We start from the raw sequence: 17,815 nt of genomic DNA, 5'->3' as shown, positions 1-17,815 counted from the left end.
ACTAAGGAAAGTTTGAGAAAGCCAAAATTTGCCTAACTTGCAGGGCATATATCAATCAATATAACCTTATATAATTAGCATGAAAGAAGTTGTTATCGTTTCGGTTGCTCGTACACCAATTGGGAGTATGGGTGGAAGTCTATCATCATTGTCTGCAACCAAATTGGGTGCAATAGCCATAAAAGCTGCTGTTGAAAGGGCTGGAATAAACCCCGAATTAGTTCAGGAAGTATTCATGGGCAATGTTCTGTCGGCTAACTTAGGGCAAGCTCCTGCAACACAAGCTGCAATTTTTGCTGGCCTGCCTTACCTTCCAGCTACTTCAGTTAATAAAGTATGTGCATCAGGAACTAAAGCGCTAATGTTGGGAGCACAATCTATTATGACTGGTCAGAATGATATAGTTGTTGCCGGTGGAATGGAAAGCATGAGCAATGCGCCTTATTATTTGGATAAAGCCCGCCAGGGATATCGTTTAGGTAACCAACAGGTGGTGGACGCTATGATAAAAGATGGATTATGGGATGTTTACAATGATTACCACATGGGGTCAGCTGCTGAATTGTGTGCGGCAGAATGCAAAATTTCTCGTGAGGATCAGGATAACTTTGCCATTGAATCATACAAACGTGCATTAAATGCTCAGGAAAAAGGTTTATTTAAAGAGGAAATCGTTCCGGTTGAAATAGAAGGCAAAGGTGGAGTAACAGTAGTATATGATGATGAGGAACCGAAAGCTGTGAAATTTGATAAAATTACAGGTTTACGTGCGGTGTTTAAGAAAGAAGGCACTGTAACAGCAGCTAATGCATCTAGTATTAATGACGGAGCAGCTGCGGTAGTTTTAATGAGTGCTGAAAAAGCCAAAGAATTAGGTGTTAAGCCCCTTGCTAGGATTGTTTCTTTTGCTGATGCTCAACAAGCGCCAGAATGGTTTACCACCGCACCAGCCAAAGCAATTCCCAATGCATTAGCAAAAGGTAATATCGATATTAAAGCCGTTGATGCCTTTGAAATAAATGAAGCATTTTCTGTTGTTTCACTTGCCAACAATCAAATTCTCGAATTAGATCCTGCTAAAGTTAATGTTAACGGTGGCGCAGTTGCTTTAGGTCACCCTATTGGAATGTCAGGTGCACGTATTGTTATCACCTTACTTTCTGTCTTGAAACAACAAAACGGTAAGTATGGTGTAGCTGGTATATGCAATGGAGGAGGTGGTGCTTCTGCAATTGTAATTGAAAACTTGAACTAATTATTAAAATAAAGCTCAGTAAAAATAAAAGTCCGACAATTTTTGCCGGACTTTTTTATGTTATAACCTTCTTTTCAAGATTAATTATAAACTTTTACCATATAAACATAATCTTGTAGCTTTTTGATTTGTTGTGTACGGCTTAATCCTGATAATGAATTTTTCTTGTTTACAATGATTTTGTTCTTCAGTGAATCTTCAGGAATTGAATTGATAAACTTCAATACACTTTGAGATCGAACTGCAAAGGTTGCACCTTCAATTAAGGTTTGTTTTCCACTAATTACACCAACTACATTTCCTTTGCCGTCAACCACCGGTCCGCCACTGTTTCCTGGGTTTGCAGGGATAGAAACCTGATAGGCAATTGTATCGCCTCCAAAACCTGTTGCAGAGCTTAAGTAACCTTTTCCGTATACCATTTCATCACGAGGGAAGCCAAGTGTAAATACTTCCTCACCCAAATCAGATTTTGACTTTTTAAAGGTATAAGGCAGTGAACCAAATGATTTAAATGATGGGTCATCGATTTTTAAAACAGCAAGGTCAAATTTTGGATCACTGTAAACGGTTTTTACTTTAAATGCATCACCTTTTTCGTTTTGTATGTAAATTGAATCTGCTCCATTTACTACGTGAAAATTGGTGATTAAATAGCCATCTCCGCTCAATACAAAGCTTGTGCCTCCGAAAGAACCAGGATTAGCTGGTAACTTGTTTTGGCTCTTTGAACTGTTAATGTTTCGAATCAATGCATTTTGTGATCGCTTGATCGATTCCATATCTCTGCGCAGTGCACTATATGTAGAGCTTTGTTTTCCGGAAAAGTTTTTGGAAACGAGGAGGGTACCAAATACAGTTAATATAGCTACCGAAGCTGCCACTGCAATGTTCGAACTGTACCGTCTGAAGAGCTGAATGATTTTTACTTCTTCTGGCTTGACAACTTTTTTAATTTCAGGTACATCCAGTTCTGAATGTATTAAGTCAAGTTTAGCTTTAAGGTTTCTTCTATCAGCTACGGAAGTCAATCGGTTTCTAAATTGCTCTTGTTCAACTACCTGATGATCAAGGTCTACATCTTCTCCCCGTAACAAATCAAAACGTTGACGTTCTTCTGCCGTCATCTCACCATTAAGGTATCGTTCAATTTCGTTAAATAAGTTAAGATCGCCGTACATAAATTTCTTCCGTTTTTCCACTTGATTGAAAGAATATCTTTTTCAATCGCATTAAACACTTATATTTCTGGTTTTTGGCATTTTCAGCATTTGTATATCCGAATTTCTCTGCAATTTCTTGCATTGATTGATTGTGTAAATAATAATCCTCAATGATGGTTTTACACGGTTCGCCAAGCTTTATAAGTGCTCCTTCCATTAAATTTAGTTGAGCATCTTTTTCTTCATGACGTTCAAGATCATCCTCTACCGGAATAAAATCCTGAAAATCGGTTACATTGCCAGCACTACGACTCATCAGTTTTAAACGTTTGAGCCACAAACGCCTGCACACGGAGTAAATAAATGTTTTTAATTTACTATTTAGCTCAAATGAACCTGATTTGATTTTATCATAAACTACTATAATAGCTTCCTGATAAATATCTTTAGCATCATCTTCATCACCGTTATTGTTCAATACAAACTGAAGTATGCTGGGGAAATACATTTTGTAGAGTTGGCGCAATGCCTCATCTGAATTTTCAATTATCCCTTTAATCAGTTCATTATCCGATGAATATGAATCCTTTATCACTCTGTGCTCTATTTAATACGTTTAAACGGAAATGGTAACCCAATTATAGGAAAAAAAATTTTTAAATATTTTTTCAAATTCTTGGGTTACCTTTTAATATCTGTGGTATTAAGATCAAATTGAATCTTAAAAATTTTAAAACTAAAACAAAAATGAAAAAAGTATTTGCTTTAATGTTAGCTGCTGGTGTATTTGCAGTTGTTGCTTGTGGTGAAGGTAAAAAAGCTGAAGGTTCTGCTGACTCAGCTAAAGTTGATTCAGCTGCTGCTGTAGTTGATTCAGCTGCTGCTGTAGTTGATTCAGCTGCTGCTGTTGTTGATTCAGCTAAAGTTGATACAACTAAAAAGTAATTAATTCTTACTTAATTAGATTGGCCGTCTTGTTATTAACGAGACGGCCTTTATTTTTGATAAAGTTTACAAAGCCTTTTAAATTCTCGTGATAGTCTAATCTAAAAAAAACGTTTAATAATCAGGTTGATAATTGTAATAAGTAAACTGGCCAGAATCATAGTGGTGATAGGGAAATAAAATCTGAAATTCTCTTTCTCAATACGTATATCTCCGGGTAATCGGCCTATCCAATTTAGTTTATCATAAAAAAAATAAATAAGTACACCTGTAAGTATAACTGTCAGTCCTATTCCTATAATTATTTTTCCTGTCTCTTGGTTCATTATAGATTGAATAAAATAAAAGGTGAATGATAGTGTATGCCCATCATTCACCTTTTATAAATTATCATTAATACTTAGTAACACCTAATTCTTTCAATATAAAATCAGCTTTATCAACCTTTTGTGCTACCCATAATACATAGCGTATGTCTACTCCAATTGAGCGGCTGTAGCTATTGTTCCATGCAAAATCGTTAATTGTTGCACTGTAGGCACGGTCAAAGTTGACTCCAATTAAATTGCCATTTGCATCCATGATCGGGCTGCCAGAGTTTCCTCCGGTTGTATCCATATTATATAATAATGCAACCGGGACATCTTCGGTTTTAGGATTTTTGAACATGCCAAAATCTTTCTTATTATATAAATCTTTGATGATTGGGGGGTATTTGAAATCAGGATTACCAGTAGCACCTTTTTCGATAATTCCTTTAATGCCAGTGAATGGAGCATAATAGGTTGCATCTGCAGGTGTATACCCTTTGATGTAACCATATGTAAGGCGTAAAGTACTGTTCGCATCAGGAATAAAATCTTTCTTTTTATACAGCTCTTTAACCGTTACGTAATCTCCCATGAGTTTATTCAAGGTCCCTTCACGTTTCTGTTTAATTGGATCCAATTGAGCTTGTTGTTCACTTAGTTCTTTTACAAAGTTCATAATTGGCTCATTGAAGGCTAATAAATCAGTTTCGCTTGATCCAGTGAGAAGCTTGTTTGTAAATTCAGGATCTTTAAGTGAAGTACTTAGTATTCTATTAGTAGCTTCGGTTGCACTAGTTTCAATACCCGTATCCATTATCAACAAACGTTGAAGGGCATCAACCTTCTGGTTTTGTGGTAATTTAAAGCCATCTGCCATCATGTGTTTGAAAATCTTTTTATCCGATTCGTACACATAACTCTCGTAAAAACCGTCAATCGCTTTTTTAAATCGATCTTTATTCTGATTGTAATAAGCTGTTTTATTAGGAGCTGCTTCGAGTTGTTTTTTAAACGTATTTAAGGCATTTGCTACAGCCAGGAGGTTGGTGCTGTTAAAAATTTCAGACAACCATAAATCACGTTGAGCATCTGTAAATACCTCTTTATAAAGATTGTCGATGTTTTGCAAAAGCGAACCGTATTGCTGCTTTAGCTTTGCATCAGCATTAATAAACTTTTGCATTTCCTCGTCTTCAGCTCTTTTTTGTTCAACAAGATCAATTGCTTTTAATCCTTGAAGTTTACCCTGGTAGTTTTTTAAACGGTTTGCATTGCGTTTAATACGAGTCGCTTGTTTTAATTGCAGTGCAACATTGTTCCCTGCTGTTTCTTCCATGGTTTTATTTTCGAAAGTGTACAACTCTGAAATATATGGGAGCAAGTATTGTTCTTGGTATTGTAAATATTGTGCCGGTCTATGACGAAATGTCCTGCCAGGATATCCTAAAATAAATGCAAAGTCATTTTCGGCAACGCCTTTTGGATTAACTTTCAAAAACTTTTTAGGTTTATATGGCACATTGTCTTTTGAATAGGTAGCTGATGAACCGTCTTTGGCAACATAGGCACGTACAAATGAAAAATCGCCAGTATGACGAGGCCAAACCCAGTTATCCGTCTCGCCACCAAACTCGCCAATTGAGCGTTGTGGGATATAAACTAAGCGAATATCCTTTATGGTTTTGTATTTAAATAATACGTACGATTTTCCAATAAACATTTCAGAAACCTGAGCCTTGATTGATTTATCGTTTGCTTCTGCCTCACGCTCAAGCTCTGCACATTTATTTTGAATAATACGAATGCGCTCAGCCGGGTCATTTGTGGTTGAAGCTGCATTTAATACTTTAGTTGATACATCTTCATATGAATCAGTAATACGTACTGTTAAGCCTTTGGCCTCAATTTCTTGTTCGCGGGTACGGGCAACGAAGCCGTTTTCAAGATAATTGGCCTCAGGAGTACTTGCCAATTGGACAGCGCTAAATGCACAGTGGTGGTTGGTAACAATTAACCCGTCATTTGATACAAAAGAACCTGTACAGCCACTAATTTGTACCAATGCATCAATTAAACTGATACCGTTGGGGTTATAAATGTCAGATTGATTAATTTTTAATCCAGCTTTTTTTAAGTCAAGTTTATTAATCTCACTTAACGGAAACATCCCTTCGTCAGGCGGCGTTACTTTATTGGTGTAAGCCGAAGAGACAATTAAACTAATTCCTAGCGGAATGCTTAGCAAGTATTTCTTCATATTTATTGAGTGATTTGAGAATGCTAAGGTACATATAAAATGAAAAAGCCCCACCGGGGTGGTGGGTGCTTTTCCAACAATTAAACCAAACCAAAAACCAAAAAAATCTTTATTTATAACATTACGTAAACTTTAGTGTTACTTACGTAAGTGCAAAATTTCTAAACTTTCTAAGTTGTTTATATATGCATAAAAACTATGCCAAGATTTATTTCCCCTTAAGATTAATTTTATATTCGCAATATGTAGAGAATGCTACTCAGTTTTAATTTATTCCTTTCAACAACAAAAGTATAAAAATATGGCTGAAGAACTAAAACTAATTGATACTAAGGACAAAACAATTCAATATCAATCATTATTACCACAGATAGAAGGTTTGTTGAATGGGGAAGATGATCTGATAGCCAACCTTGCAAATGTTTCTGCAGCGTTAAAACAAACTTTTAATTTTTTTTGGGTAGGGTTCTATCTTGTGAAAGATCAAGAGCTCGTTCTGGGTCCTTTTCAAGGTCCAATTGCTTGTACCAGAATAAGTTTTGGTAAAGGTGTTTGCGGAACAGCTTGGAAACAGCAAGAAATTATCATTGTTGATAATGTGGATGAATTTCCGGGACATATTGCATGTAGTTCTCTTTCTAAATCAGAAATTGTTGTTCCTGTACGGAAAAACGGAATTATTGTAGCAGTTTTGGACATCGATAGTGATGAGCAGGCTCAGTTTGATGAAACCGATGCTCGGTTTCTTGAACAGATCGTAAAACTGATAAATTTTTAATTTATTAATTTTTAGTTAATTACTTTAAGCTTTGGTCACTAAAACAGGTACTAAACTGGATGCTGCATTTTATCTTCGGGAAGATGTGGTGCAAATTAGTAAAGACTTATTAGGGAAGTTTCTGTATACTAAAATTGACGGTGTACTTACCGGAGGGATGATTACAGAGACAGAAGCCTACTGTGCGCCTGATGACAAAGCTAGTCATGCCTACAATTTAAAGCGAACCCCTCGGACTGAAACTATGTTTCTTCATGGCGGAACAGCATATGTTTATTTTTGCTATGGTATGCATTATTTATTTAATGTGGTCACAAATGTGAAGGATGTACCGCATGCAGTACTGATCCGTTCGATTGAACCAATAGAAGGAGTCGAGATTCAATTGCAGCGTCGAAATCTTGATAAAATTCATCCTAGAATCACTTCAGGACCCGGTGCAACAGCAAAAGCGCTTGGAATTACCAAATCGCAAAATGCTAAAAGCTTATGTTCAGATGAGATTTGGATTGAAGATCAGGGAATTAAAATTTTGGGAAATAATATTGTTGCAGCTCCACGCGTAGGTGTTGACTATGCCGGAGAGTATGCTTTATTACCATGGAGATTCTATATTTCAACCAATAAGTTTGTGAGTAAACGGGTTAAGAGGACTTAACCCGTTTTTTATGTCTTCAAATTACAATACCAATCCATTTTTTTTACTTTTGTTCATCATTCTTTAAGCCTAAACATGAATTTTGAAAATACACTTAGTTTTGCTCTGCAATTGGATGAGCAGGATAATCTTAAATCATTCAGAGATGAGTTCTTAATTCCACAGCATAATGGAAAAGATATTATTTACCTATGCGGAAACTCTCTAGGGTTACAGCCAAAATCAACAAAGAATCATATTAATACCTTGTTAGATCAATGGCAGAATTATGCCGTTGAAGGCTGGTTTACCAAAGGTGTTGAGTGGATGTATTTTCATGAGTCGTTGCAGCAGTCATTGGCAAAAATCTGCGGTGCCAAACCTAAAGAGGTTACGCCTATGAATAATTTAACTGTGAACCTGCATATGATGATGGTAAGTTTTTATCGTCCAACTAAACAACGGTATAAAATTCTTATGGAAGCCAGAGCTTTTCCGTCGGATCAATATGCTATTGATTCTCAGGTTCAGTTTCATGGGTTTAATCCAGAAGATGCAGTTATTGAGTTAGGGCCTCGTAATGGTGAAAATTTATTGCGTACGGAAGATATACTAGCTACAATTGATCAACATAAAGACGAACTGGCGCTGATTCTAATGGGAGGGATTAATTATCTATCGGGACAATTGTTTGACATGGAAACTATTACCAAACATGCTAAACAATATGGAATTACTGTAGGTTTTGATTTGGCCCATGCAATGGGTAATGTTCCTTTGCAACTTCATAATTGGGGTGTCGATTTTGCAATGTGGTGTTCTTATAAATACATGAACTCTAGTCCAGGGGGAATTAGCGGTATTTTTGTTCATGAAAACAATTTTAACAATGCTGAAATTCAGCGATTTGCCGGTTGGTGGGGATATGAAAAAGCTACACGTTTTTTAATGACTCGCAAGTTTAAACCCGAGGAGGGGGCTGAAGGCTGGCAGCTAAGCACATCACAAATGTTGTTACTTGCAGCACATAAAGCTTCATTGGATATTTTTGATCGTGCTGGATTTGAAAACCTAAGAGCGAAAAGTGAAGTATTAACGGCTTACCTTGAATACATAATCGATGGTGTAAATGAAAAAGCTGGTAAAATTGTGTACGAAATTGTAACTCCACGTGATAAAAAACAGCGTGGATGTCAGTTGTCGATTATAGCTCATCATCCCGAGCCTAAAACAGTATTTGATAAACTGGCAGATAATGGAGTTATAGGTGATTGGAGAGAGCCGAATGTCATGCGCTTTGCTCCGGTTCCTTTATATAATACATTTGAAGATGTTTACCGTTTTGGAGAAATATTGGCAACAATTTAAAGAATATAAAAAGGTTGTCCTCCTTCCAGGCAACTTTGCAAGTCCAGATAGGGGTGCAGTCAAATTTTATAAAAAACCTGTAGGTTAATATCTTACGGGTTTTTTCTTTTTCTTTACTATCGCTATTACTATCGGTTTTGAAGATGAAGTTTGAATATGCTCAGAATTGATATGGTTGCGATTCGTTCTCGAAATCAAAATTTTTTCTTGCGAAAAGATTTAATCCATCTCGGTGCCGTCCACCAAAAACAAAGAAAGGAAGCCTTTTAGGATTTGAACTGAACGGTGCAGTTGAAAGACTTCCTCTTTGGTGGAATTCTCATTGACTTTAAATTGTTCTCTTGTTAGGTCTGATACTCAAACTACTGCAGATATCCTAATGCCAAATAGCTATATGAATGATTTCCATAGGTAAATCAACCAAAAAATTAATTATGATAAGTGTCACAACTGGAACTGATCGTAATCATTGGCTTTGTTCTACAAATTAATTTAATTTTAATTGAGTTGTAGAAATGAAAGATCATATTATGTCCAATGTTCCTTTGGCTTTGGAATAGAATATGAGACTAGAAATAATCCATAAAATATTATTATATGTTAGGAGCATTAAATACTATAGAAATTGAAGAGCTTTTGAAAAGTCAAACCATTGGCCGTATTGGTTGCCATGCGAATGATACGACATACATTGTGCCGGTAAGCTATGCTTATGATGGTGAATATGTTTATGCCCACTCACGCGATGGCATGAAAATTAATATGATGCGACAAAACCCGGAAGTATGTTTTGAAGTTGAAGAAATAGTGAACATGGCCAATTGGGAAAGTGTGATTGCATGGGGAGAATTTGAGGAGTTAACAAATGAAGAGGAGCGAAACAAAGCCATGGAATTGTTAATAAAGCAACTGATGCCCTTTATAGTTAGTGAAACAGTGCTGCCTTCTCATGGTTTGGGTACCATGAAAGTGGCGGTTGTTTACCGTATCCGCTTAAGCAAAAAAGTTGGAAGATTTGAAAAACAAGGATAAATTTTACTCAATACACACCTTGTGCTTTCAAATTTCTTTTAATCCCTTTTTCAAGTATTCCCTTTGAATGATAACGGAATTGTGATTCCTTTTGCTTTTTGCCGCCATGCAGTTTTATAGATGAAATCGATGGTATGAAATACTTGCATCCTCCGGCAGGTTTATGTTTTTTGAAACTGCATTGTCAAGGTATTTTTGTAATGTCATCTGGTGTTTAATGTGACATTCGGGCGAAATTTCCAATACAGTTTTAAATATATTTTTAACCTTAAAAGGGAGTTCCTTCAAGGTTTTTGAAATCCCGTAAGCAATCTAAATGAAAAAAGTATGGTTTTAAATAACATCATTCCCATTCCTTAAAATGAATGTTTATTTCCGACAGCCCATTGAAGAATTTCCTTTCCTTTTTTAGGGCTTTAAGATCAAAAAACAAAAAGTCGAGCGACATCCAGATCGTAAACCAACCGGCTGGTTCCAATAATACTTTTATGGCAACCAGCGGAATTGAATTTGCACTCTTATAACCAATATAGGTGTTAATGGCCATAATAGCAATGCCCGCTACCAGCCACTCTATTCCACTGTGTAGTTTTTTGCGGCAGTTGGCATCGGTAAGGTGGTATTGATTGATAAAGAACCCTTTCAGACTAGTGGCAATTACTTTTTCTATTTCTGCGTTACGAATGTTTTGAGGTAGGAGCAAAAAAAGATCTGTAACTTCCTCCGGCTTGGTTTTGAGCGCCATATTGAGTTCATGCATAAAATCTTCTGAAACTCTTCGATTTAAATAATGGCGCGAATCGAAGTCGGAGTAGATATCATCATAAGAATCCAACCATAGCCTAAGCTCTTCCATACATAATTGCTGTTGCCTTATGCAAGTTTATAAAAAAACTGTCAAAAGGGCAGCTTTAATTTTGGGCTAAATTATATTATTATGAGACTTTTGAGCCCCTTTTTATTCATTATCGCTGTTAAACCACTCAGCGTAAGAAGTTGGGGTTTCGTTTAACTTTAATGAATGGAGTTTAATATTCTCAGGTAAACGTTTTTTTATCCGTTCTGCAAAATCAGCTAGCATGTTTTCACATGTTGGTTGATAATCAGTTAATAAAACACGTTCCATGTGTTCCATCAATTGACCAGCCAGTTTAATGTGTGGTGAATTTCTATTTAAAACCGTAGCATGGTCAAACACATCTACAATTTCTGATTTAACAATTTTCTTCAAATCGCCAAAATCCATCACCATCCCATTTTTTACATGAGTTGCATCATTAATGGCATCACCTATTATGGTAACATATAATTCGTAGCTATGTCCATGCACATTACGGCATTTTCCGTCGTATCCATATAAAGCATGAGCTGTTTCAAAGTTGAAATATTTGGTAAGTCTGATTTTTGCCATCACTTAAAATAAGCCGCAAAGATACAGCTTTTGATTTTTTAATTATACTTGCTTTATTGCTAAGAGAGATTAAATATTAACCACTATCTGTTTGGTTTTGGTAAAAAACTGAATTAAATTTAGGTAAAATAGTCGAATATGTACAGCTACGATACTATAGTTGATGCCCTCAACGGACTGAATGAGCGTGGATATACGCTCAATTTCAATCTTAAACAAGATCATCTTGCTTGTGAAGAGCATGATTTGTTTTGGCATCCAGAGCAGTTCGAAATTATGGAGGTTTATCGGTTTGAAGGTATGACAGATCCGGATGAACAAGCTGCCGTTTACGCTATCCAATCTGTTGATGGTAAAAAAGGAGTTTTTGTAAGTGCTTATGGAATTTACTCCGATCCAATATCAGACGAGCTACTGAAAAAAATGCAGATGCATCATAATTAGGTATAGGCATTTTATCTCAACTTAAACCAAATATGTACTTTTGGGTTTTGAGTTTGATGTTAAAAATTTCTTTCGATCCGATTTACTCACATCCACTGCCTGAAGGTCATCGGTTTCCGATGATCAAGTATGAACTCATTCCTGAACAACTACTGCATGAAGGTTCTATTTCAGTGGAAAATCTTTTTCGTCCGGTTCCGGTTGAAGAAGAAATTATCTTATTAACTCATGATAATGATTATTGGAATAAACTGAAAACACTTACACTCTCACCTCAAGAAGAACGTCGTACAGGATTTCCTCTTTCAAAGCAATTGGTTGAAAGGGAACTTACAATTGCTCAGGGAACTATTGACTGCTGTTATTTCGCCCTAGAACATGGAGTGGCAATGAATGTTGCTGGAGGTACGCATCATGCATTTACCAATAAAGGAGAGGGGTTTTGCCTATTGAATGATATTGCAATTGCTACCAATTACTTGCTGCATAAGAAGATAGTAAATAAAATTTTGATCGTAGATTTGGATGTGCATCAGGGAAATGGAACGGCTGAAATTTTTCAACATAACCCTGCGGTTTTTACATTTTCTATGCATGGAAAAACCAATTGGCCTTATAAAAAAGAACGTTCCGATTTAGATATTGAATTACCGGATAACACCAATGATGCCTTGTATTTAAGCTTGTTAAAAGAAACTTTACCGCGCTTAATAGAATGTGAGAAACCAGAGTTTATCTTTTATCTGTCTGGAGTGGATATTTTAGAAACAGATAAACTGGGTAAATTATCTGTTTCTAAGGCTGGTTGTAAAGAGCGAGACAGGTTTGTTTTTGAACAGTGCAAATTGCATAATATACCTGTTTCTGTGAGTATGGGCGGTGGATACTCGCCGCGGGTAGCCGATATTGTTGAGGCCCATTGCAATACTTTTAGGCTTGCAAATGACCTGTATTTTTAGTTTGAAGCAACTTCTGACGTTTGATTACTTAATGAGTGTTCTAACTTTCTTGTTAAGCTATTAAAGCGAATCAACAGTAAAACTGCCGCTACCAATAAGCCAGTTAGTAAGGCCCACCAAATTCCAAATACTCCCATATTCAATTTAAAACCCAATACATAACCCAAAGGCAAACCAATAATCCAATAAGCCATAAGAGTGATTGCAGTTGGAACTTTTACGTCTCCCATGCCTCGTAAAATACCCAAGCCAACCACTTGCATTCCATCAAACAATTGAAAAAATGCAGCAATAATCAACAAGCCGGCTGCAATGGTAATTACATCATTATTTTTTATGTATAACGACGGCAGAAAATAATTGAACACAGTGAAAATGAAGGCACAAGTTAGCATAAAGACAATTACCATATGGTAGCTTGCAACAGCCGAAAAGCGTAGCTCCTTATAGTTTTGTTGACCAAAATAATTTCCGGACTTTATTCCAGCTGCTGCAGAAATTCCACTTGCCATCATAAATGTTAATGAAGCTAAACTTAAAGCAATTTGATGTGCAGCAAGCTCTTTAGCGCCTAACCACCCCACCATAATAGCTGCCCCACTAAATGCACTCACCTCAAAAATGTATTGCATTGAAACTGGAATGCCAATTCCTAGTATTTTTTTACACTGTTGCCATGAGTATGCTTTAAGTTTGAATTCTTTTAAGTATTCTTTAAATCTTTCTGAGCGAAATACATAAGTGCTCATGGCAATGGCCATTAAAATACGATCTGTTAAGGTTGCAATACCCACGCCAACAACCCCCATCGGTTTTATCCCGAACAGTCCAAATACTAAGGTTACTCCAACCAAAATATTTATTAGGTTACCCCAAATGGTAATACTCATAGCTTGTTTTGTAAATCCCAGCCCTTCTGTAAACTGCTTAAAAGTGAGAAAAACCATTAAAGGTATTATTGAAAATCCCAACAATCCCAAAAAAGGTTTTGCTTGTTTAGCCACTGCCTCTGGTTGGTTGAGATATTGAATCAGAAATAACCCGAAGAAAATAATTAAAAACAAAATAAAGCCTGCAGTGATGTTTATTTTAAGACTATTGGCTAACAGTTTACCACATTCAGCTTTATTTTTACGTCCGTTTTCCTGAGCAATTAAAGGGGTTAATCCATAGGAGATTCCTATGCCCGTTACCATAAAAAGAGTGAATATACTGCTGCCTAATGCAACTGCTGCCAATGATACATCACTTCCGGTTTTCTGACCGATAATAATGCTATCGGCAATAGCAACAGCAACATGTCCCAACTGCGAAATAACAACTGGATAGGCTAATTGAAAATTGCTTTTATATTGATCCCTGTATTTATAGTATAATTGATGCATGATCTTTAATAGAACGTATCGAAATAAAAATAAATTTATCTATCTGATACCAAATAATATGAAAAAATGGAGTTGAGCCGGAACGCGCCGATGTGCAGCCATTAATATGACAAAGATACTTTTCGGTGACTTTTAATTGTACGTTGCTACAAACAGGTTACAAGTTAGCTTGCCGTGTAAAATTCCAGTTTTTCAGTAGTGTGTACCCTTATAACACCCGTTAAAACCAAATTTACTAAAATACGTGATGCTGCTCGCTTGGAAATATTGAGCATTTTGGTGTATTCCGGAAGTGTAATTCGGTCGTTATTTGCAAGGTATTCTAAAAGGGCCTTTTCTTTAGATGAGTATTCAATCAATACATCATCTCCTTTGGTTTCCTTACTTAGCACATCAACTACAATTTTGCTGGCCAGTACACTATGGTCTTTAATTCGAATGTAGACCCACCATTTATTGTCTTCGCCAAGGGCATAATGAGGTTTAACATCACTTTCTTTAATTTCAACCACAAGGACAATTTTATCGTCAATTATTACTTCCTCAAAGATTGGTTCCAGTTGTGGACGACAATAAATATGAGCGGCCTGAGTAATCATGTATCGTTCTTCATCCTCTGATTTTACTCCCTTGATAGAACCATTATCGGCTACTCCAATTAATAATTTACCACCACGTGTATTTGCAAACGAAACCATTGTTTTGGCTATTTTTTCACAACTGGTAATGGTTTTTTTGAAATCGAGGGTTGCACTTTCTCCTTCTAGTATCAATCGTTTGAGGTTCATGGCAGTAAAGGTTTAGAAACCCGCCTGAGAATGTTGTTCCGGACTAATTTTTCGCATCCATACTTCGGTATAAATCATGGCGCAAAGCTCTCCTTTGGTATTTCTGGCCTCAACAGGATATGCTTTCGAAAACTTACCTATTGTATTTAATGCTTGTTCAGCCTCGTTTACATCTTCATCGGTTAGGGTAAATATAAGAGTTAGGTTGGTATTTCCCGGTTTTTTGTATTGAATATCCGCACTTTTTAACCAGCCCAGCACTTTAAAGCTTTTATGACGAAAATGCTGCCAAAACATTATGGAATAAAAAGGATCTGCAGCGCTAAAAATAGTCCCACCAAAAATAGTTCCGTTATAGTTTTTGTTCAACAAGCTCTTGCTAACCTTAACCTCAATGGTTTTAAAGTCTTCCGAAATATGCTTTACCCATATACGTTGAAAAAAAAGCGGTGGATAAAACCTCATTAACCATTTAAGCGTGTTATTTGATATTTTCATTCTCAATAAATGCTGGGCTTGATCAAACCCCTAAACTACAATTTTGAAGGAGTTATTCAACAGTCTCAAGGAAAATATTATGCATACATAATTAATTCCTTTTATTTATTGGGTGAATCAGGCATTGTGCAGTTAGAAATTTGGGTTTTATTGTTACATACCTATATTAGCGAGCTTAAACTAATTTTTGTATGCAACTTTCTGAACCTATTAATCAAGTGGAGCAAAAGAAATCAACTACTAATCGAAACATAACCTTATTAATTATTGTAGCCGCACTAGGCTATTTTGTTGATATCTATGATCTTATTCTGTTTTCGGTAATCCGTATTAAAAGTTTAAATGGATTGGGTATCACCAACCCTGATGAACTGTCATCCATCGGTTCATTTTTAATTAATTGCCAAATGATAGGGATGCTTACCGGTGGTATTTTATGGGGTATCCTTGGTGATAAGAAGGGGAGATTGTGGGTTTTATTCGGTTCGATCATAACATATTCATTAGCAAATATTGCCAACGGCTTTGTGACAACTGTTGATCAATATGCCGCTTTACGTTTTATTGCGGGCGTGGGTTTAGCAGGAGAGCTAGGAGCGGGTGTGACACTTATTACTGAAACAATGAGCAAAGAAAATAGGGGATATGGAACTATGCTGATTGCTGGTATCGGTTTATTTGGAGCTGTTGTGGCCGCCCAGGTTGGGGGCCATTACTCTTGGCAAACTTCATACATAATTGGTGGTGTGATGGGATTGGTTTTGTTGCTAATGCGTGTTGGAGTAATTGAGTCGGGTATGTTTCATAAAATTAAAGATGTCGAAGTTGCCAGAGGGGATTTCTTTATGTTGTTCACTTCATGGAGCCGTTTTTCGCGTTTTTTAAGCTCTATATTAATTGCCGTACCGGTTTGGTTTGTAATTGGAGTGGTAGTAACCTTTGCTAATGATTTTGGAAAAGCAATGGGGGCTACTGAAACATTGAGCCCTGGTAATGGAATTATGTATGCTTATATTGGTATAGCACTTGGTGATTTGTTGTGTGGATCATTGAGCCAAGTGTTCAAAACCCGTAAAAAGATGGTATTTATCTTTTTAACCGCCACTCTTCTATCGGTTTTATACTTTTTATTGTCTAAAAGTTTTAATGCCCGTTTCTTCCACATCATGTGCTTTATAATGGGCTTGTCGACAGGTTATTGGGTTGTGTTTGTAACAATGGGAGCAGAACAGTTCGGAACTAATATCAGAGCAACAGTAGCTACCACCATTCCAAATTTTGTAAGAGGTTCTTTAGTTCCAGTATTGCTTTTCTTTAACTTTCTGAAACCTAATTTCGGTATTATAAATAGTGGATTAATCGTAGGTGCAACTACAATTGCTTTAGCCTATATTGCTTTATATAATTTGGAGGAAACCTACGGGAAAGAACTGGACTACGTGGAAAAGTAGCCAGTAACAAGGTTCGATGTGCATAGTTACTTATCATTTGAAACTGCGACTATGGTTTATTTACGTTGATAAAACTCATAATTAAAGATTATTTTTGTCGGTATGCTAACAAAAGAACATATTGCCGATTGGTTTCGGGGATTGCAAGATGATATTTGCCGGAAACTAGAAGCAGCCGACGGCAGCGGTAAGTTTCTGGAAGAAAATTGGGTTAGGGCAGAAGGTGGCGGTGGTAGAAGCAGGGTGTTGCAAAACGGATCCGTTTTAGAAAAAGGCGGTGTGATGTTTTCTGCGGTGCATGGTGAATTACCAGAACCGGTTCAAAAATCTTTTAAATTAGAGCAAAAGACAACTTTTTTTGCTACTGGAGTGTCTATCGTAATTCACCCTAATCATCCCTTGGTACCAATCATTCATATGAATGTTCGGTATTTTGAAACTCCGGAGGCGGATTTGAAATGGTTTGGAGGGGGTATTGACCTAACTCCTCATTACGTAAATGAAGAACAGGCTAAATTTTTCCATCAATCACTGAAAAATACCTGCGATCAGTTCAATGAGCATTATTATGAGCAGTTTAAACGTTGGGCTGATGATTATTTCTTTATCAAACATCGTAATGAAACGCGTGGAGTGGGAGGTATTTTCTTCGATCGTTTAGGAGAATCTGAGCATTTTACTATGAATGACCGATGGGAATTTGTAAAAGCTGTTGGTGAAACCTTTACCAAGGTATATGTGCCCTTAATAGAACAAAACAGAATTAAGGAGTTCACTCCTGAGCATAAAAATTGGCAATATCTACGCAGGAGCAGGTATGTCGAGTTTAATTTATGTTATGATGCGGGCACCAAGTTTGGATTGGAGACTAATGGCCGCATAGAGTCTATCTTAATGAGCATGCCTCCTCAAGCAAATTGGGCTTATAATTACCAACCATCACCCGGAACAGAAGAGGCTAAAACACTTGAACTGTTGAAAAAGGGAGTTAACTGGGTGTAAGTAAATTTTCAGAAGAATTTAAAGGAACGATCACTAACATTTTCTTGCTTAGTGATCGTTTTGTTTTTGAAGGAATAATAAATAAATTAAATTGCTAATATTATGCTTTAAGGCATAGTTTTAAGACTGAA

Annotated in this window: 20 protein-coding genes; 10 read left to right on the top strand and 10 right to left on the bottom strand. The window is 36.5% G+C overall.

Annotated elements, in window-relative coordinates; genetic code table 11:
• Positions 1 to 79: 79 nt before the first annotated feature.
• On the top strand, positions 80 to 1,255 hold the full coding sequence (locus L2B55_RS12520; protein ID WP_237846169.1) for an acetyl-CoA C-acyltransferase: 1,176 nt from the start codon (positions 80 to 82) through the stop codon (positions 1,253 to 1,255).
• Positions 1,256 to 1,335: 80 nt separating this feature from the next.
• Here the strand turns inward: L2B55_RS12520 and L2B55_RS12515 are convergent, their stop codons facing one another.
• Positions 1,336 to 2,436: a S1C family serine protease gene (locus tag L2B55_RS12515; RefSeq protein WP_237846167.1), complete on the bottom strand. Its 1,101-nt coding sequence runs from the start codon at positions 2,434 to 2,436 to the stop codon at positions 1,336 to 1,338.
• Positions 2,420 to 3,013 (bottom strand): RNA polymerase sigma factor, encoded by a 594-nt coding sequence (locus L2B55_RS12510; RefSeq protein WP_237846165.1) that lies wholly within the window; start codon positions 3,011 to 3,013, stop codon positions 2,420 to 2,422. Before L2B55_RS12510 ends, L2B55_RS12515 begins: the two co-directional genes overlap by 17 nt.
• Positions 3,014 to 3,165: 152 nt before the next feature.
• Between L2B55_RS12510 and L2B55_RS12505 the strand changes: the two genes are divergently transcribed.
• Positions 3,166 to 3,363, top strand: a complete 198-nt coding sequence (locus tag L2B55_RS12505; protein ID WP_237846163.1) for a PG1828 family lipoprotein — start codon at positions 3,166 to 3,168, stop codon at positions 3,361 to 3,363.
• 101 nt (positions 3,364 to 3,464) lie between these two features.
• Here L2B55_RS12505 and L2B55_RS12500 read toward each other — a convergent pair whose 3' ends face one another.
• Positions 3,465 to 3,689 carry a DUF2905 domain-containing protein gene (locus L2B55_RS12500; protein WP_237846161.1) on the bottom strand — a complete coding sequence of 75 codons (225 nt, stop codon included), beginning with the start codon at positions 3,687 to 3,689 and terminating at the stop codon, positions 3,465 to 3,467.
• A 67-nt stretch (positions 3,690 to 3,756) separates the two neighbouring features.
• A complete protein-coding gene (locus tag L2B55_RS12495) occupies positions 3,757 to 5,931 on the bottom strand; it encodes a S46 family peptidase (RefSeq protein ID WP_237846160.1) in 2,175 nt (724 codons plus the stop codon).
• A gap of 301 nt (positions 5,932 to 6,232) precedes the next feature.
• On the opposite strand from L2B55_RS12495, the gene L2B55_RS12490 reads away from it, so the two are divergent.
• The 4 genes from L2B55_RS12490 to L2B55_RS12475 all read left to right on the top strand — a co-directional run bounded on the left by L2B55_RS12490 (position 6,233) and on the right by L2B55_RS12475 (position 9,746).
• On the top strand, positions 6,233 to 6,709 hold the full coding sequence (locus L2B55_RS12490) for a GAF domain-containing protein (protein WP_237846158.1): 477 nt from the start codon (positions 6,233 to 6,235) through the stop codon (positions 6,707 to 6,709).
• 31 nt (positions 6,710 to 6,740) lie between these two features.
• Entirely contained in the window at positions 6,741 to 7,367 is a 627-nt protein-coding gene (locus tag L2B55_RS12485; RefSeq protein WP_237846156.1) for a DNA-3-methyladenine glycosylase, read from the top strand.
• A 75-nt stretch (positions 7,368 to 7,442) separates the two neighbouring features.
• Complete coding sequence (gene kynU / locus L2B55_RS12480) at positions 7,443 to 8,714, top strand: kynureninase (protein WP_237846155.1); 1,272 nt, start codon at positions 7,443 to 7,445, stop codon at positions 8,712 to 8,714.
• Positions 8,715 to 9,311: 597 nt separating this feature from the next.
• Complete coding sequence (locus L2B55_RS12475) at positions 9,312 to 9,746, top strand: pyridoxamine 5'-phosphate oxidase family protein (protein WP_237846154.1); 435 nt, start codon at positions 9,312 to 9,314, stop codon at positions 9,744 to 9,746.
• Between the two features lie 114 nt (positions 9,747 to 9,860).
• On the opposite strand, the gene L2B55_RS19070 is transcribed toward L2B55_RS12475, so the two are convergent.
• The 3 genes from L2B55_RS19070 to L2B55_RS12465 form a co-directional block, all read right to left on the bottom strand.
• Positions 9,861 to 10,034 carry a hypothetical protein gene (locus tag L2B55_RS19070; RefSeq protein WP_420854505.1) on the bottom strand — a complete coding sequence of 58 codons (174 nt, stop codon included), beginning with the start codon at positions 10,032 to 10,034 and terminating at the stop codon, positions 9,861 to 9,863.
• Positions 10,035 to 10,089: 55 nt separating this feature from the next.
• Entirely contained in the window at positions 10,090 to 10,602 is a 513-nt protein-coding gene (locus L2B55_RS12470; protein ID WP_237846151.1) for a hypothetical protein, read from the bottom strand.
• A 102-nt stretch (positions 10,603 to 10,704) separates the two neighbouring features.
• Entirely contained in the window at positions 10,705 to 11,157 is a 453-nt protein-coding gene (locus L2B55_RS12465; RefSeq protein WP_237846149.1) for a 6-pyruvoyl trahydropterin synthase family protein, read from the bottom strand.
• A gap of 138 nt (positions 11,158 to 11,295) precedes the next feature.
• Here L2B55_RS12465 and L2B55_RS12460 point away from each other — a divergent pair, with 138 nt between their 5' ends.
• Both L2B55_RS12460 and L2B55_RS12455 read left to right on the top strand, forming a co-directional pair.
• The gene (locus L2B55_RS12460) at positions 11,296 to 11,601 is read left to right on the top strand and encodes a phosphoribosylpyrophosphate synthetase (protein WP_237846146.1); all 306 of its coding nucleotides are present in this window, start codon (positions 11,296 to 11,298) and stop codon (positions 11,599 to 11,601) included.
• A 56-nt stretch (positions 11,602 to 11,657) separates the two neighbouring features.
• Positions 11,658 to 12,560 carry a histone deacetylase family protein gene (locus L2B55_RS12455; protein ID WP_237846141.1) on the top strand — a complete coding sequence of 301 codons (903 nt, stop codon included), beginning with the start codon at positions 11,658 to 11,660 and terminating at the stop codon, positions 12,558 to 12,560.
• On the opposite strand, the gene L2B55_RS12450 is transcribed toward L2B55_RS12455, so the two are convergent.
• From L2B55_RS12450 to L2B55_RS12440, 3 genes are all read right to left on the bottom strand, one after another.
• Positions 12,557 to 13,945: an MATE family efflux transporter gene (locus L2B55_RS12450; RefSeq protein ID WP_237846138.1), complete on the bottom strand. Its 1,389-nt coding sequence runs from the start codon at positions 13,943 to 13,945 to the stop codon at positions 12,557 to 12,559. The two genes, L2B55_RS12455 and L2B55_RS12450, sit on opposite strands and share 4 nt — an antisense overlap.
• Before the next feature lie 164 nt (positions 13,946 to 14,109).
• Complete coding sequence (locus L2B55_RS12445) at positions 14,110 to 14,733, bottom strand: AlbA family DNA-binding domain-containing protein (protein ID WP_237846133.1); 624 nt, start codon at positions 14,731 to 14,733, stop codon at positions 14,110 to 14,112.
• Between the two features lie 12 nt (positions 14,734 to 14,745).
• The gene (locus L2B55_RS12440; RefSeq protein WP_237846130.1) at positions 14,746 to 15,231 is read right to left on the bottom strand and encodes a DUF4442 domain-containing protein; all 486 of its coding nucleotides are present in this window, start codon (positions 15,229 to 15,231) and stop codon (positions 14,746 to 14,748) included.
• Positions 15,232 to 15,422: 191 nt separating this feature from the next.
• On the opposite strand from L2B55_RS12440, the gene L2B55_RS12435 reads away from it, so the two are divergent.
• Both L2B55_RS12435 and hemF read left to right on the top strand, forming a co-directional pair.
• The gene (locus L2B55_RS12435) at positions 15,423 to 16,682 is read left to right on the top strand and encodes an MFS transporter (RefSeq protein WP_237846127.1); all 1,260 of its coding nucleotides are present in this window, start codon (positions 15,423 to 15,425) and stop codon (positions 16,680 to 16,682) included.
• Between the two features lie 102 nt (positions 16,683 to 16,784).
• Positions 16,785 to 17,684 carry an oxygen-dependent coproporphyrinogen oxidase gene (gene hemF / locus L2B55_RS12430; protein WP_237846124.1) on the top strand — a complete coding sequence of 300 codons (900 nt, stop codon included), beginning with the start codon at positions 16,785 to 16,787 and terminating at the stop codon, positions 17,682 to 17,684.
• The last annotated feature ends 131 nt before the right edge of the window (positions 17,685 to 17,815 follow it).

Source organism: Solitalea lacus (assembly GCF_022014595.1).
Lineage (GTDB): Bacteria > Bacteroidota > Bacteroidia > Sphingobacteriales > Sphingobacteriaceae > Solitalea > Solitalea lacus.
Note: the sequence above shows the minus strand (reverse complement) of the source record. Positions and strands in the feature narration are given on the sequence as shown.

Bases quoted from the DNA above. Each gene is read 5' to 3' on its own strand.
- L2B55_RS12520 (WP_237846169.1), top strand. From the start codon at position 80: ATGAAAGAAGTTGTTATCGTTTCGGTTGCTCGTACACCAATTGGGAGT.
- L2B55_RS12515 (WP_237846167.1), bottom strand. From the start codon at position 2,436: ATGTACGGCGATCTTAACTTATTTAACGAAATTGAACGATACCTTAAT.
- L2B55_RS12505 (WP_237846163.1), top strand. From the start codon at position 3,166: ATGAAAAAAGTATTTGCTTTAATGTTAGCTGCTGGTGTATTTGCAGTT.
- L2B55_RS12500 (WP_237846161.1), bottom strand. From the start codon at position 3,689: ATGAACCAAGAGACAGGAAAAATAATTATAGGAATAGGACTGACAGTT.
- L2B55_RS12495 (WP_237846160.1), bottom strand. From the start codon at position 5,931: ATGAAGAAATACTTGCTAAGCATTCCGCTAGGAATTAGTTTAATTGTC.
- L2B55_RS12490 (WP_237846158.1), top strand. From the start codon at position 6,233: ATGGCTGAAGAACTAAAACTAATTGATACTAAGGACAAAACAATTCAA.
- kynU (WP_237846155.1), top strand. From the start codon at position 7,443: ATGAATTTTGAAAATACACTTAGTTTTGCTCTGCAATTGGATGAGCAG.
- L2B55_RS12475 (WP_237846154.1), top strand. From the start codon at position 9,312: ATGTTAGGAGCATTAAATACTATAGAAATTGAAGAGCTTTTGAAAAGT.
- L2B55_RS12470 (WP_237846151.1), bottom strand. From the start codon at position 10,602: ATGGAAGAGCTTAGGCTATGGTTGGATTCTTATGATGATATCTACTCC.
- L2B55_RS12465 (WP_237846149.1), bottom strand. From the start codon at position 11,157: ATGGCAAAAATCAGACTTACCAAATATTTCAACTTTGAAACAGCTCAT.
- L2B55_RS12460 (WP_237846146.1), top strand. From the start codon at position 11,296: ATGTACAGCTACGATACTATAGTTGATGCCCTCAACGGACTGAATGAG.
- L2B55_RS12455 (WP_237846141.1), top strand. From the start codon at position 11,658: ATGTTAAAAATTTCTTTCGATCCGATTTACTCACATCCACTGCCTGAA.
- L2B55_RS12450 (WP_237846138.1), bottom strand. From the start codon at position 13,945: ATGCATCAATTATACTATAAATACAGGGATCAATATAAAAGCAATTTT.
- L2B55_RS12445 (WP_237846133.1), bottom strand. From the start codon at position 14,733: ATGAACCTCAAACGATTGATACTAGAAGGAGAAAGTGCAACCCTCGAT.
- L2B55_RS12440 (WP_237846130.1), bottom strand. From the start codon at position 15,231: ATGAAAATATCAAATAACACGCTTAAATGGTTAATGAGGTTTTATCCA.
- L2B55_RS12435 (WP_237846127.1), top strand. From the start codon at position 15,423: ATGCAACTTTCTGAACCTATTAATCAAGTGGAGCAAAAGAAATCAACT.
- hemF (WP_237846124.1), top strand. From the start codon at position 16,785: ATGCTAACAAAAGAACATATTGCCGATTGGTTTCGGGGATTGCAAGAT.